General features: G+C 41.5%; 11 protein-coding genes and 2 pseudogenes. 5 read left to right on the top strand and 8 right to left on the bottom strand.

Translation table 11 applies throughout. From position 1 onward, the window contains the following. Nucleotides 1-130: 130 nt before the first annotated feature. Nucleotides 131-495 (bottom strand): annotated as a pseudogene (locus tag CXF74_RS22985) (DUF523 domain-containing protein); the annotation flags it as partial. A gap of 242 nt (nt 496-737) precedes the next feature. On the opposite strand from CXF74_RS22985, the gene nirB reads away from it, so the two are divergent. From nirB to CXF74_RS04670, 3 genes are all read left to right on the top strand, one after another. Then, entirely contained in the window at nt 738-3,284 is a 2,547-nt protein-coding gene (gene nirB, locus CXF74_RS04680) for a nitrite reductase large subunit NirB (protein ID WP_101081315.1), read from the top strand. After that, nucleotides 3,284-3,610, top strand: coding sequence for a nitrite reductase small subunit NirD (gene nirD / locus CXF74_RS04675; protein WP_101081237.1), 327 nt, complete (start codon nt 3,284-3,286; stop codon nt 3,608-3,610). Before nirB ends, nirD begins: the two co-directional genes overlap by 1 nt. Nucleotides 3,611-3,736: 126 nt before the next feature. Next, the gene (locus tag CXF74_RS04670; protein WP_101081236.1) at nt 3,737-4,549 is read left to right on the top strand and encodes a formate/nitrite transporter family protein; all 813 of its coding nucleotides are present in this window, start codon (nt 3,737-3,739) and stop codon (nt 4,547-4,549) included. 99 nt (nt 4,550-4,648) lie between these two features. On the opposite strand, the gene CXF74_RS04665 is transcribed toward CXF74_RS04670, so the two are convergent. From CXF74_RS04665 to CXF74_RS04635, 7 genes and pseudogenes are all read right to left on the bottom strand, one after another. Then, nucleotides 4,649-5,626: a calcium/sodium antiporter gene (locus CXF74_RS04665; protein WP_101081235.1), complete on the bottom strand. Its 978-nt coding sequence runs from the start codon at nt 5,624-5,626 to the stop codon at nt 4,649-4,651. A 244-nt stretch (nt 5,627-5,870) separates the two neighbouring features. Continuing rightward, nucleotides 5,871-6,146, bottom strand: coding sequence for a DNA-directed RNA polymerase subunit omega (gene rpoZ, locus CXF74_RS04660; RefSeq protein WP_101081234.1), 276 nt, complete (start codon nt 6,144-6,146; stop codon nt 5,871-5,873). Nucleotides 6,147-6,218: 72 nt separating this feature from the next. Beyond that, nucleotides 6,219-6,842 carry a guanylate kinase gene (gene gmk, locus CXF74_RS04655; RefSeq protein ID WP_101081233.1) on the bottom strand — a complete coding sequence of 208 codons (624 nt, stop codon included), beginning with the start codon at nt 6,840-6,842 and terminating at the stop codon, nt 6,219-6,221. Nucleotides 6,843-7,017: 175 nt separating this feature from the next. After that, nucleotides 7,018-7,212 (bottom strand): annotated as a pseudogene (locus CXF74_RS04650) (IS701 family transposase); the annotation flags it as partial. A 262-nt stretch (nt 7,213-7,474) separates the two neighbouring features. Continuing rightward, entirely contained in the window at nt 7,475-8,350 is an 876-nt protein-coding gene (locus CXF74_RS04645; protein WP_101081231.1) for an isochorismatase family protein, read from the bottom strand. 222 nt (nt 8,351-8,572) lie between these two features. Continuing rightward, a complete protein-coding gene (vctC, locus tag CXF74_RS04640) occupies nt 8,573-9,328 on the bottom strand; it encodes an iron chelate ABC transporter ATP-binding protein VctC (RefSeq protein ID WP_101081230.1) in 756 nt (251 codons plus the stop codon). A gap of 313 nt (nt 9,329-9,641) precedes the next feature. Then, a complete protein-coding gene (locus tag CXF74_RS04635) occupies nt 9,642-10,418 on the bottom strand; it encodes a 2,3-dihydro-2,3-dihydroxybenzoate dehydrogenase (protein WP_101081229.1) in 777 nt (258 codons plus the stop codon). Between the two features lie 168 nt (nt 10,419-10,586). Here CXF74_RS04635 and CXF74_RS04630 point away from each other — a divergent pair, with 168 nt between their 5' ends. Both CXF74_RS04630 and CXF74_RS04625 read left to right on the top strand, forming a co-directional pair. Beyond that, nucleotides 10,587-11,768 carry an isochorismate synthase gene (locus CXF74_RS04630; protein WP_101081228.1) on the top strand — a complete coding sequence of 394 codons (1,182 nt, stop codon included), beginning with the start codon at nt 10,587-10,589 and terminating at the stop codon, nt 11,766-11,768. Further along, nucleotides 11,749-13,389, top strand: coding sequence for a (2,3-dihydroxybenzoyl)adenylate synthase (locus CXF74_RS04625; protein WP_269800761.1), 1,641 nt, complete (start codon nt 11,749-11,751; stop codon nt 13,387-13,389). The genes CXF74_RS04630 and CXF74_RS04625 overlap by 20 nt, the downstream gene beginning before the upstream one ends. Nucleotides 13,390-13,426 lie beyond the last annotated feature (37 nt).

The following is a 13,426-nucleotide window of genomic DNA, read 5'->3' as shown; positions in this document are numbered from 1 at the left end:
ACATAACTACCTACCTGGGTAGTTATGTTAAATAACTAAGTTTATTTTTAACATCTTGCAATTGAAACTGATTAAACACAAAAATTCCATTGTCACGTAACAAGGTGGTTGTTTGACCTTGCCCCTCAATAACTCTTCGAGAAAAACTACCATCGTATATTTCGCTACTGCCACAAGAGGGACTTCGCTCGGTTAAAATCGCTATTTTAATGTTGTGTTTAAGGCAAGTGCTAATGTTTTTTCTGCTCCCTGCTCGAAAGCCTCAGTGACATCTTCATCTTGAGCCGTTTTTATTCTGCCATTAACCATTATCTCGGCTGCCGGGCGAGGTGTTGGTAAACCGCCTAATACTTCCGGGCAAGCGGGTAATACAATACCTGCAGCTAACCATTCTGCGAGTAGAGGGTCTTGTAGGTTTTTAATTTTGGCGTCATAACGAACTTTCTGACCTAGTAGGCATGCACTTATTAAAATTTTGTAACCAAAGTTGTTCATATTTGTAACCCATTCTCGTCAAAGTGTAATTTTAAAACGTAAAAATGTTGCTTGTATGTTGTTTGTTTAAATAAAAGTGTCGATTTGTTGTGTTTTTGTTACGGGTTTCTGGCTGTTTTTTATCCGAAAAAGGCCGTTTTGTTGCATTTATGTAACTTCATTTGATGTCCATCAATGTAATTAAATTACATTTTAGTAATATAGCCTCAATTAAAAAATTCAGTTATTTGATTGAGGGTACTATGAGTAAACAAAAATTAGTGATTATTGGTAATGGCATGGTTGGTCATCGCTTTATTGAAGACTTTGTTGAAAAAGCCGATTTAGAGCAATTCGAGATCACCGCTTTTTGTGAAGAGTCACGTGTCGCTTACGATCGTGTTCATCTTTCCTCGTATTTCTCTCATCATACCGCAGATGAACTTTCTTTAGTAAAAGAAGGTTTCTACGAAAAACACAATATTAATGTATTGATTGGTGAGCGTGCTTTAACCATTAATCGCCAAGAAAAAGTGATTCACTCTCAAACTGGCCGTGCTGTTTATTACGATAAATTAATCATGGCAACCGGTTCATACCCTTGGGTACCTTCTATTAAAGGTAATGAGAGCAAAGACTGTTTTGTCTACCGTACTATTGAAGATCTTAACGCCATTGAAGCAACAGCACGCCGTAGTAAAAATGGTGTAGTTGTCGGTGGTGGTTTATTAGGGCTAGAAGCCGCTGGTGCACTTAAAGCACTGGGTGTTGAAACACACGTAATTGAATTTGCACCTGTATTAATGGCTGAGCAATTAGACCAACAGGGCGGTCAGATGCTTCGTAATAAAATCGAAAGCATTGGTGTAAACGTACATACGGGTAAAAATACCCAAGAAATCGTAGTTGGCGGTGAAACTGCACGTAATACCATGAAGTTTGCTGATGGAACTGAATTAGAAATCGACTTTATCGTTTTCTCAACGGGTATCCGCCCGCAAGACAAACTGGCAAAACAATGTGGCTTAGCAACAGGTCGTCGTGGTGGTATCACCATTGATAATCGTTGTCAGACCTCTGATCCTGATATCTACGCAATTGGTGAGTGTGCTTCTTGGAATGAAAAATTCTTTGGTCTAGTGGCACCGGGTTACAACATGGCTAAAGTCGCTGTGGATAATATTTTAGGCCGTGATAATGAATTCACGGGCGCCGATATGAGCGCAAAACTAAAATTGTTAGGTGTTGATGTTGGTAGTATCGGTGACGCTAATGGCCGTACACCAAACTGTAAAAGTTATGTTTATTTAGATGAAAACACCTCTGTCTACAAACGTATTATTGTTTCTGAAGATGGCAAACATCTATTAGGCGCAGTATTGGTAGGTGATACAGAAAGCTACAGCGATTTATTACAATACACATTAAATGATATCGAATTACCGAAACACCCTGATTCATTGATTTTACCTGCACATGCAGGTGGCGAAAAAGTAGGGTTAGGTGTTGATGCCTTACCAGAAACGGCGCAAGTTTGTTCTTGTTTCGATGTTAAGAAATCTGATATTGCAGATGCAGTGGCCGCTGGGCATTGCACCATTGGTGCGATAAAAGCTGAAACGGGTGCTGGTACGGGTTGTGGTGGTTGCATTCCACTGATTACTCAAGTATTAAACTCAGAATTGAAAAAACAGGGCATGGAAGTTAAGAACCATCTTTGTGAACATTTTGAATATTCTCGCCAAGAGCTTTTCCACCTTATTCGTGTTGAAGGCATTAAAACCTTCAAGGACCTACTGGCTAAATACGGTCAAGGTTACGGTTGTGAAGTGTGTAAGCCGACTGTGGGTTCTATTCTTGCGTCATGCTGGAACGAATACATTCTTTCACCAGAAAATAATGGTCTACAAGATACCAATGATATCTTCTTAGGTAACATGCAAAAAGACGGTACTTACTCGGTTATTCCACGTATGCCAGGTGGTGAAGTAACACCAAAAGGCCTATTGGCTGTTGCGAATGTTGCACAGCAATATGAGTTATATACCAAAGTAACAGGCGCACAACGTATCGGCCTGTTTGGTGCTCATAAAGGTGATTTACCTGATATCTGGCAACAACTCATTGATGCCGGTTTTGAAACGGGTCATGCCTACGGCAAGTCATTACGTATGGTGAAAACCTGTGTAGGTAGCACTTGGTGTCGTTTTGGTGTGCAAGACAGTGTTGGTTTCGGTGTTGAATTAGAAAACCGTTATAAGGGTCTACGTACGCCTCATAAAATTAAGTTCGGTGTGTCTGGTTGTACGCGTGAATGTGCAGAAGCGCAGGGTAAAGATGTAGGTATTATTGCGACGGATAAAGGTTGGAACTTATACGTTTGTGGTAATGGCGGCATGAAACCTAAACACGGTGAGTTACTGGCTGTTGATTTAGATAATGAAACACTTGTGAAATACCTAGATCGCTTCATGATGTTCTACGTACGTACTGCGGACAAATTAACACGTACGTCTGTTTGGTTACAAAACTTAGAAGGTGGTATTGAATACCTTCAAGAAGTGATCATTAATAACAAACTAGGCATCAATGAACAGCTAGAAAAAGAGATGGCTGATGCGATAGATAGCTACGAATGTGAATGGACTAAAACCTTATCAGACGATAAACAGTTAGCGCGTTTTGCTCACTTCATTAACAGTGATGCGCAAGATGACAATGTTGTGTTTACGCCTGAACGTGCGCAAAAACGTCCGGCATTTTTCGAAGAAAAAGCACCCATTTATAATATCTCTCTGGAGGACGCGTAATGAGCAAGTGGATCCAAGTTTGTGAATTAGAAAAAATCTATCCATCTACCGGTGTATGCGCATTGGTTGATGGCAAGCAAGTGGCTATTTTCCGTCCAAGTGAAGAAAGCATCGTTTATGCAATTAATAACATGGACCCATTTGCACGCTCAAATGTGCTGTCTCGCGGTGTTATCTGTGAGCATCAAGAGCAATTATGGGTGGCTTCACCGCTTAAAAAACAACGCTTTAATTTATTAGATGGCAGTTGTTTAGACAACAGTGAAGTCTCTATTGAGGCTTACAAAGCACGTGTTAAAGATGGCCAAGTTGAAGTGCAACTTTAGCCACCACTGAAATTTAATAGCTTAAAAGTTTCTTGCTTACCTTGCTTGTTCATTAAGTAAAAAAGTAAGTAAGAAGCCTTTCACTATTCAATTTTAATTTTAACTTTAACCTAAAGGGACGTAAATATGTCTTATAGTAAACCTGCCGAGTTAGTACAAACCATGATTGATGTTGGCGAAGCCAAAGTAAACACGGGTACGCGTGATCTTATTCTACGTGGCACCATGGCGGGCATTATTTTGTCGCTTGCTGTTGTTGTTGCCATTACAGCGATTACTCAAACTGGCAGTGGCCTTGTTGGCGCACTTGTCTTCCCTGTTGGTTTTTGTATTTTAAGCTTGATGGGTTTTGACCTTGTTACTGGTGTATTCGGTTTAGCGCCACTGGCTAAATTTGACAATCGTCCCGGTGTTACTTGGGGCCGTGTTTTCCGTTGTTGGGGACTAGTTGGTTTAGGTAACTTGATTGGCTCATTAATTGTCGCTTATTTAATTGCTGTCTCACTAACCATGAACTTTTCTATCGACCCAAATGCAGTGGCACAGAAATTTATTGCCGTTTCAACAGCACGTACCGTTGGTTTTGAAAACTTAGGTGCAGATGGTTGGATTACCGTATTTGTTCGCGCTATATTTTGTAATCTAATGGTATGTTTAGGTGTGATTGGTAGCATGACGTCAAAATCTGTTGCGGGTAAAATTGCAGCAATGTGGTTACCTATCTTTATCTTCTTTGTTTTAGTCTTCGAGCATACAGTCGTAAACATGTTCCTATTCCCACTAGGTATGATTCTAGGTGCTGATTTTGGTATTGCGACTTGGTTGAACTTCAACCTTATCCCAACCATTCTAGGTAACATTTTTGGTGGTTTATTACTTGCAACAATTCCTCTTTACCTAACACATAAAAAAACGTCTGCTCCGTTAGATGCTAAATAAAATGTAATCTTTAATAATATTTTATAGATACAAAAAAGGCGCTAAAGTTAATTACTTTAGCGCCTTTTTTTGATTTTTAGAACCGCTTGAAATGACGGTTTAAGCCATATCAGTAAATAGCCAGATCATATAAGCAATGTAACCTGCTAATAATAATCCACCTTCAAAGCGACCTAAAATCCCTGTTTTTCCTTTACGCCATGCAATCGAGAAGATCATTAGTGCGATGGTTAAACCTATCATCACAGGGTAATCACGTGTTAACACTTCAGCATCAAAGCCCGCGGGATGAATCAAACCAGGTAGCGCCATCACGCCTAGAATATTAAAGATATTCGACCCGACGATATTACCGACGGCTAAATCAAACTCTTTTTTACGTGCTGCTGCAACGGTTGCAGCCAGTTCTGGCAGGCTAGTGCCAATGGCAACAATGGTTAAACCAATAATGAGGTCACTGATTTGGAAGTATTCTGCTATTTCGACCGCGCCCCATACTAAAATACGCGAAGAGAGGATCAACACAATAATACCGATGATTAACCACTTTAGTGCAGTGCCTTTGCATACTTCTTCCGGCAGTTCATCTAAAATTTCTTGCGGTAATTGGTCATCTCCATGGCTTTTCGCTTCCCAGATGGTGTAACCGAGCATGGCAAACATCATGATCAGCAAGACTAGCCCGTCAAGGAAGCTTAGGTGTTGATCCCACAGAAGAAAGTAGCTCAATGCAATAATGGCTAATAATACCGGTATTTCACGTTTAAGCAGTTTTGAGTGGATATGTAGGGGGTAAAATAATGCAGTGATACCTAACATTAAACCGACATTAGTAATGTTAGAGCCAATCGCGTTACCAATTGATAAACCAGTATTGCCATCTGCAGCTGCCATCGCTGAGACTAACATTTCTGGTGCTGATGTCCCTAAACCAACAATGACAACACCGACAATAAGCGGTGAAATTGAAAAACTACGTGCGGTATTTGATGCGCCCAAAACAAACTTGTCTGCGCTCCAGATAAGTAGTGCAAAACCGATAACAATCGCTAATGCTGGGTATAATAAAGTGATCAAAGTGGTTCCTTAAAGCTATGCCATCGTAATAGTCGGGTATTTAATCTTGCTGGTTAAATGAGAGATTTTTGCGTTGAAAACCTTGCTAATAGCATCGCCATTGACTGAAGCTTTCATCTTGAATTTACTCATTTTTCCAGTGTGATAGTAGACCGTGGTATTACTGGATATATTTTAAATATAAAAAAACGCCGAGCATTTTCATGATCGGCGTTTTTTCAGAATTGGTAAAGTCAGTCGGTTATTAACCGCGACCTTCTGCAATTGCTGCTACAGCTGCTAGTTCAGCTGCTTGCTTTTCATGCATTTCTTGACGATCTTGAACATCCATTAAATCGTTAGTAATTAAATTCAGTTCAATTTCACGTAAAGCAATTACTGTTGGTTTGTCATTTTCAGGATCAACTAAAGGCGTTTTACCTCCAGTAGCAAGCTGACGAGCTCGACGAGATGCCATTAAGATTAGATCAAAACGGTTACCAACTACATTTACTGCATCTTCAACGGTTACACGTGCCATTGCTGAACTCCAAAAGTTAATTACATAAAAGCGGGCGCTTATTATACAAGCTTAAAAATATTTGATCCAGCGCTACTTTAGCAACGCAGCGATCATAGTTTGATGTACAAGAGATTGTTTGCTTTGTTTATTGCGTAATGCACTCACAATGTTTGATAACTCTTTGCTTGCAAGCTCAAAATCATCGTTAATAATCAAATAATCATACTCATTGTAGTGTGACATTTCTGATTGTGCCTGTGCCATGCGTTTAGCGATAATTTCGCTACTATCTTGGCCTCGTTTATTAAGGCGAGATTCTAATTCATCACGATTCGGCGGTAAGACAAAAATACCGACCGCTTCTGGCATCATTTCACGTACTTGCTGCGCGCCTTGCCAATCGATATCTAAAAAGATATCTGTACCTTGTTGCAGTGCTTGCTCGATAGTGATGCGTGATGTGCCGTAATAGTTACCAAATACTTCTGCCCATTCAAAAAAGGCATTCTCTTTGATAAGTGACTTAAAGTTATCAACATCAACAAAGTGATAATGTTCTGCATTGTTTTCACCAACACGAGGTGCACGTGTTGTATGTGAAACAGAAACTTGTACATCCCACGAACGCTCTTCTGCCAGTAATGCATTAATAAGGCTAGATTTTCCTGCGCCACTTGGAGCTGAAATGATGTATAGAGTACCGAGTTGAGGCATAGTTTCTGTTCCTGAAAAATATTGAAGCGCGGATTATCGCTTATTTTTTAATTAATGACAGCGTTTTTAACTGCTAGACAGTGTTAGATGCATGGTAAGCGCATTATAAATATAACTAGACAGGTTTAGTGAGCTTAAATAACTGATGTTACGCAGTTGAAGCCTGCATCTTTTTTCAGGCTTTGAGTGCTACTTTTTGAGCTTTTATATAAAGCTTGGTTTTCAATCCAAAGGTCGTTAAGCTTTTTTTAATACTTAACCCCTCCAGCTTGGCTGTCGCAAGCAATGACATGAAAATATGATTGCTCTGCATTTTCTCTTTTTTAGCCGGGGATTTCGCAAGACCCGTATTCGATTTGATATTTTTATTCATGGTTCATTTTAACGGTTTTAGACCTGAAAGTTTAGCCCTACTGCGTAACATCAGTTATCAGGTAATACTTAATTTGGCAGTGACAGTTAGGCACGTTTTTAAGGGGGTCTCTTAATCTCTATTTATTGGCTTGTTGTGGTTAACGGGTGTTAATGATTATCTAGCAGGTTTAGCTCATCAATAGCAATATTTTTGTAACGGTGTTCATTACAAAAATATAGCGTGGGCATCTTCAAATTAATTAGCCAATCGGGAGATATTAAGCGGTTACCAGATCTTCTTGTGTCGCTTGGTACCATTCCTCGAGCGTGTTCTTTTTTACCATATCGGACAAGTCGATATTGAACCCTTGCTTCTTCCAGCGATCATGTAATGTCATGACGCGAATGGAATCAAGGCCGATAAAGATTAAATTTTCCTTAACATCCACTTCATCTAAATCGATATCAAGAATGCCTGCCACGTCCTTGCGCATGCTCTCTAGGCTAAGTACTGCAGAGCGAGTAGTACGCGAGATCTCATTGCTCAATTGTGTAATGGATTTCACACTGCCACTTCTACCCGCCACGTATTTGAGTGTGAAGGCATGATCCTCGGCTGAAAAATCCGCTATCGCATCGCCTATGACGAATGGCTTGATGTCGAGCATAAAAGCGTCCAGCGCCGTAGATAAGATACCGATATGCCCATACACACCAACAATGATCAGTTGATCACGTTGGTTTTCTTTCATCCATTTGAGTAAGGGTGTTTTTTTGAAAGCACTATAGCGCCATTTAGTGTAAAGAATATCACCTTCTTGTGGCGCAACGTCAGGGGCTATCTTTGTATCTTGTGTCAGCCCTGAGCCCCAAAAATCGGTGAGTAATCCCCGTTCTTGCGGATCTTGATTAGCTGGCTGTGCCGTGTAAACAACTGGAATAGCAGCTTTTGCAGCCATATTTTTAACTCTTTTTACATTGGCTAGCAGCCCTGGTACAGGAGTCTGATTTCTATCAAAGAAATTAAGAAAATACTCTTGTAAATCATGTACAAGCAGTACGGCTCTTGTCGGGTCAACACTCCAATTCACCGTGTTTTTGGGGAATGATGTTGGGTGAGGAACTTCATACGAAGTTATCTTGGGAATCGTCATATCTTAATCCTTTTTACGATTTTTTTATCAGGGAAATTCAGTGTTTTATTTTAAAAAATAACGCTTTATCTTGTGCCGTTGAAAGTAAATATTAGTGCCCGTAACTTTAAAACACATTGTCTAAAAAAGTCAATCAATAGTGATAACTATTCGCAATTGGTTGAGATGTGCTGATTGTATTATGGGACGGCAGTAAAGGAGAGGACGCCTCTATTTACTTGGCTAGTGATAGGTACACATTCTTTTCCCTTCAACCTCTATGATGTTGAATGGTGTCTCGTAAATACCACTAAGAATATCTGCTTGAATTACTTTTGCTACCGACCCACTTGCCACCACTTTTCCTTTTTTCAACGCTACAATCACATCGGAATAACAGGCAGCGAAGTTGATATCATGAATAACTAAGACCACCGCTTTATTCATATCTCTTGCCAATCGCTGAATATTTTTCATGATTTTAAGTGAATGTTTGATGTCCAAGTTGTTAAGTGGTTCATCCAAAAAAACGTAATCCGTATCTTGTGCGATAACCATCGCAATATAAGCGAGCTGACGTTGGCCACCACTTAATTCGTCCAAATATTTATTTTGGATGTCGCTTAACGCTAAGTAGTCAATCGATTGATCTATCACGGCTTGGTCTTCTGTGGTTAATTTTCCTTTGGAATAGGGAAAACGCCCAAAAGAGACTATTTCTCTGACCGTAAAACGCATGGTCACCGAGTTCGATTGACGCAAAACAGCGAGGTGTTTAGCCAGCTCTGCTGTATCCCACTCGCAAATTTCTTTGCAATCTAATAACACGCTCCCACTGTCTTTCTCTGCAAGTCGAGAAGCCATGGACAATAAAGTACTTTTCCCAGCACCATTTGGGCCAATAATCGATGTCACTTTGCCCTTTTTGAATTGAACATTCACCTTATCAACGACCTTAGTACGTCCATAATTCTTTGATAGATTTTCAATAATAATCATTCTTTACACCATCTTATTGACACTGAAATATATAATAAATAGCAGTCACCAATGAAGTTGATGATCACACTAAACGTAGTTTCAAACTAGAACACTTTTTTCACTAGCCACTGCGAAGGCAAAAATAAAACGAGCCTCTGGATCCATGTGTAAAGTTAAACGGCACATATAAATTAGGCAGTATACCTATGAGGGATTGTTCCTTGACAAACTATGTTATTTAACACAAAATCCACACTTTAAACGCAAATGATTTTCATTCTCATTTGGTGGGTGTTGGGGGTGGGGGAGGCCACCATTCATGTCGATTAAGCTAATTATCCAAAGTAGCGCCACCGTCAACACGCAAGTCGTGCATGGTGATATGGCCAGCGGCATCAGAAAGGAGAAAAATAACGGCATGGGCAATATCTTTGGGTTGGGCAAGTTTGTTTAAAGGTATTCCCAGACGGAACTGACTAGCGTCACCTGCGATAACTTCTGGTTCACCGTAATCGTTGGTCCACAACTGTCTCTGCATCGGTGTATCTGTAGATCCGGGGCTAACAATATTGCAGCGGATACCAAATGAAGCTAATTCGATGCCAATACATTTAACCATGAGATGCAGTGCCGCTTTTGACGCCGCATAGGCACCAATTGATTGGCGTGGGGTGTTGGTAGCATTGGAACCAACGATAACCATACTGCCCGAACGCTGGTTTTTCATCGTTTTGGCGACAGCCTGTATCAGCGCAAGTACTCCAAAGGTATTGATATCGAAGGTGCGTTTAATTGTTTCTAGTGGAAGCTCGTGCAAAGCGCCTATATGCAGGACTCCTGCACAACAGACTAAGTGGTCGAAAGCGCCTTGTTCTTGCCAGGTATCAACACAGCGGGTAATACTATTGTGATCGGCAAGGTCCAGATAGTGACATTGAAAATGCTCACTGTACTGAGGAGAAAGTGACTCACAGTTTTGTTTAAGTAAGTCGATTTGTTTATCGGCGATAGTCACGTTTGCTCCAGCGGAAAGTAGGCTATCCAGTACTGATAGACCAATACCAGACGCGGCACCGACGAGTAAAATATTTTTGTTTTTTAATGACATAGTTTGTTCAAGCCTTAGGTGTGATTTGTGAGGTTCGTATATCGACCCGTGAATTATGAATAAGGATTTTGCATAAATCAATATGATAATAATAATTATTCGTATCTGTAGGTTGGGTAATTAGGTAAGAAAAAACATAATGTTAACCTTATATTAGAGGAAGTTTTAATGAAGCGTAAAGTGGTCGGATTCTCACATATGTCAGAAAAATTGATCGAAAAAGAGCTTGTCTCATCACCCTTTTTCTTTGCCTCAGCAGATTCGTCGATGCTCGCTTCTGGGATTGAACAATCTTTTCGGCAGTCGATACCATTTTCAGCACTGGCGGATAAAGCGAAAGAGATGCTTGAATCTGCAAAAATAGATGAGTGTGATAACCCGGTTTTGTTTGGCGTTGTGCCATTTAATCAAGATTACCCGACGCAACTGATTATTCCTGAAACCTTGTATGTTTCTAGCAGCCCACGAGCACAAAAAAAACCATTAGCGCTTCTTTCTCAGGCAAATGTGGTATCTCAACCAAGCGGTCATCACTACAAGCAAGGGGTTGCCAATATTTTAGAAATGTTTAACCAGAACATATTATCGAAAGTCGTATTATCGCGAGCCGTTGAAGTGGCGACGGAACTGGAGATCAACCAGTCAGATCTATTACACAACCTACTGGCCATTAATTCACGAGGTTATACTTTTGCCGCAGATCTGGCATCTGGCAGTAAGCTGATGGGAGCCAGTCCGGAGCTATTGATTGCTAAACGTGGCAGTCATATGATTTCTAACCCCTTAGCAGGTTCAAGGCCGAAGTCCCTTTCGGCAGCAGAAAACCTGACCGCGAAAGAGTCGCTCCTCAACACGAGTAAGGATCTTCATGAGCATGGTTTAGTGGTGGAAGAAGTAGAAAAAGTGATGAGTAAGTATTGTCGCAATTTATATACTCCTATGGTTCCAAGCGTCATTGAAACTGAAAGCATGCTTCACTTGTCTACTGTTTTGGAAGGACAAGTAGACCAGGATGATCTTAGTGTGCTGCAAGTGGCTGCAGAATTACACCCCACCCCAGCTGTATGCGGGCACCCTAGACACTCGGCATATGAGGCTATAAAGCACTTAGAAACGTTTGAACGAGGCTACTTTACGGGCATGATTGGCTGGTGTGATTCTCGAGGTAATGGCCAGTGGGTGGTCACGATACGGTGTGCGGAAGTAAAGTCTAATCAAATGAAAATATTTGCCGGCGCAGGCATCGTCAGCGAATCGCAACCTCAGAGCGAGCTAGACGAAACCGGTGCAAAAATGAAAACCATATTATCCGCAGCTGGCATCCAATTTGATGAACAACTTACCGCTTAATGAGTTAACTATGCTTTATAACAACGATTTAATATCATGGCCTACCGCCCTCGAACAACAATACAGAGCGCTTAATTACTGGCAGGACAAAACTCTTTTCGATTACTTGACTGACACTGTCAGGTCTTCTCCGCAGGCCACTGCCGTTATTTGTGGCAACCGGACATTGTCTTACGAGCAGCTAAGTCAGCGTAGCGCCAAACTTGCGCAAGGCTTTTTCGCACTCGGTCTATCCAAAGGTGATAATGTTGTCTTGCAGATGACCAATGTCGCTGAGTTTTACGAATGCTTTTTTGCCTTGCTCCAAAAAGGTATACGGCCAGTGCTCGCATTACCTGCACACCGAGCTGCAGAGATTCAGTATTTTTGTCAGCATACAAACGCTAAGGCCTATATTATCGATGGGGATACCCAGGTGTATAATTTTCAACAACTTGCACTGGATGTGCTCGATGCCTGTCCTACCATTGAGCATGTTGTTGTGAAAGGAGAGGCTAATCATCATCCTCAGTTTGTATCACTGAGTTCTTGTTATGAGCAAACCGCGGCAACTCAGAACGCTGTTGCTGATGATATCGCGTTCTTTCAACTTTCCGGCGGAACAACCGGGACCCCAAAGTTGATCCCGAGAACACATAATGACTACGCCTACAGCATTACCGCAAGCGTTGAGATCTGCCAATTCGACCAATCCACTTGTTATCTTTGTGCTTTACCTGCGGCTCACAACTTCCCACTTAGTTCACCCGGTGCGCTAGGAGTTTTTTGGGCTGGGGGTACCGTCGTCCTAACGCAGGATCTTGCACCTCAGAACGCATTTGGTTTGATCGTGCGCCACAAGGTAACGGTATCTGCACTTGTGCCTCCGTTAGCACTGCTTTGGATGGAGTATGCCGAACATTCACCGCTGGATATCTCGAGCCTGTCGTTAGTTCAGGTGGGCGGGGCAAAGTTCAGTGAGGCTGCAGCTCGAAGGCTGCCGAAAGCGCTGAATTGTAAATTGCAGCAGGTATTTGGTATGGCTGAAGGTTTAGTCAATTATACACGACTTGATGACTCCGACGACGTGATATTCACAACTCAGGGCAGGCCGATATCCCCACTGGACGAACTGGTCGTTGTTGATGAACAGGGTCAACCGGTCACTGCAGGAGAAGAAGGCGTATTACTAACGCAAGGGCCATATACCATTCGTGGTTACTACAAAGCCCCTGAACACAATAACCGTTCTTTTAATGCCCAGGGCTTTTATCGCACGGGTGATATTGTGAAAATAACCGCCGCTGGTAATATTATCGTTACCGGTCGGGACAAGGACCAAATCAACCGTGGGGGGGAAAAAATTGCCGCTGAAGAGGTTGAGAATCAAATACTGTTATTTAATGGGGTTCATGATGCGGCACTGATCGCGATCCCTGACGACTACCTTGGGGAGCGTAGCTGCGCTGTTGTGGTTAATAAACCTGACATCAGTATTAAGCCATTAGAACTAAAGCGTTTTTTACGGAGTAGTGGCATAGCCGACTACAAAATACCAGACAAAGTTGTGTTTGTAGAGCGCCTACCTAAGACTTCGGTTGGCAAAGTAAACAAGAAAGCACTTCGCGAACAATTCTCCTGAAATAGCAAACCAGATTGCCTGTGCAATCTGGCATGAA

Source organism: Psychromonas sp. Urea-02u-13 (assembly GCF_002835995.1).
GTDB lineage: Bacteria > Pseudomonadota > Gammaproteobacteria > Enterobacterales > Psychromonadaceae > Psychromonas.
The sequence above is the reverse complement of the archived record's forward strand: the minus strand, read 5'-3'. Positions and strand labels throughout refer to the sequence as shown.

Bases quoted from the DNA above. Each gene is read 5' to 3' on its own strand.
- rpoZ (WP_101081234.1), bottom strand. From the start codon at position 6,146: ATGGCACGTGTAACCGTTGAAGATGCAGTAAATGTAGTTGGTAACCGT.
- vctC (WP_101081230.1), bottom strand. From the start codon at position 9,328: ATGATTATTATTGAAAATCTATCAAAGAATTATGGACGTACTAAGGTC.
- gmk (WP_101081233.1), bottom strand. From the start codon at position 6,842: ATGCCTCAACTCGGTACTCTATACATCATTTCAGCTCCAAGTGGCGCA.
- CXF74_RS04670 (WP_101081236.1), top strand. From the start codon at position 3,737: ATGTCTTATAGTAAACCTGCCGAGTTAGTACAAACCATGATTGATGTT.
- CXF74_RS04645 (WP_101081231.1), bottom strand. From the start codon at position 8,350: ATGACGATTCCCAAGATAACTTCGTATGAAGTTCCTCACCCAACATCA.
- CXF74_RS04635 (WP_101081229.1), bottom strand. From the start codon at position 10,418: ATGTCATTAAAAAACAAAAATATTTTACTCGTCGGTGCCGCGTCTGGT.
- nirB (WP_101081315.1), top strand. From the start codon at position 738: ATGAGTAAACAAAAATTAGTGATTATTGGTAATGGCATGGTTGGTCAT.
- CXF74_RS04630 (WP_101081228.1), top strand. From the start codon at position 10,587: ATGAAGCGTAAAGTGGTCGGATTCTCACATATGTCAGAAAAATTGATC.
- CXF74_RS04625 (WP_269800761.1), top strand. From the start codon at position 11,749: ATGAACAACTTACCGCTTAATGAGTTAACTATGCTTTATAACAACGAT.
- nirD (WP_101081237.1), top strand. From the start codon at position 3,284: ATGAGCAAGTGGATCCAAGTTTGTGAATTAGAAAAAATCTATCCATCT.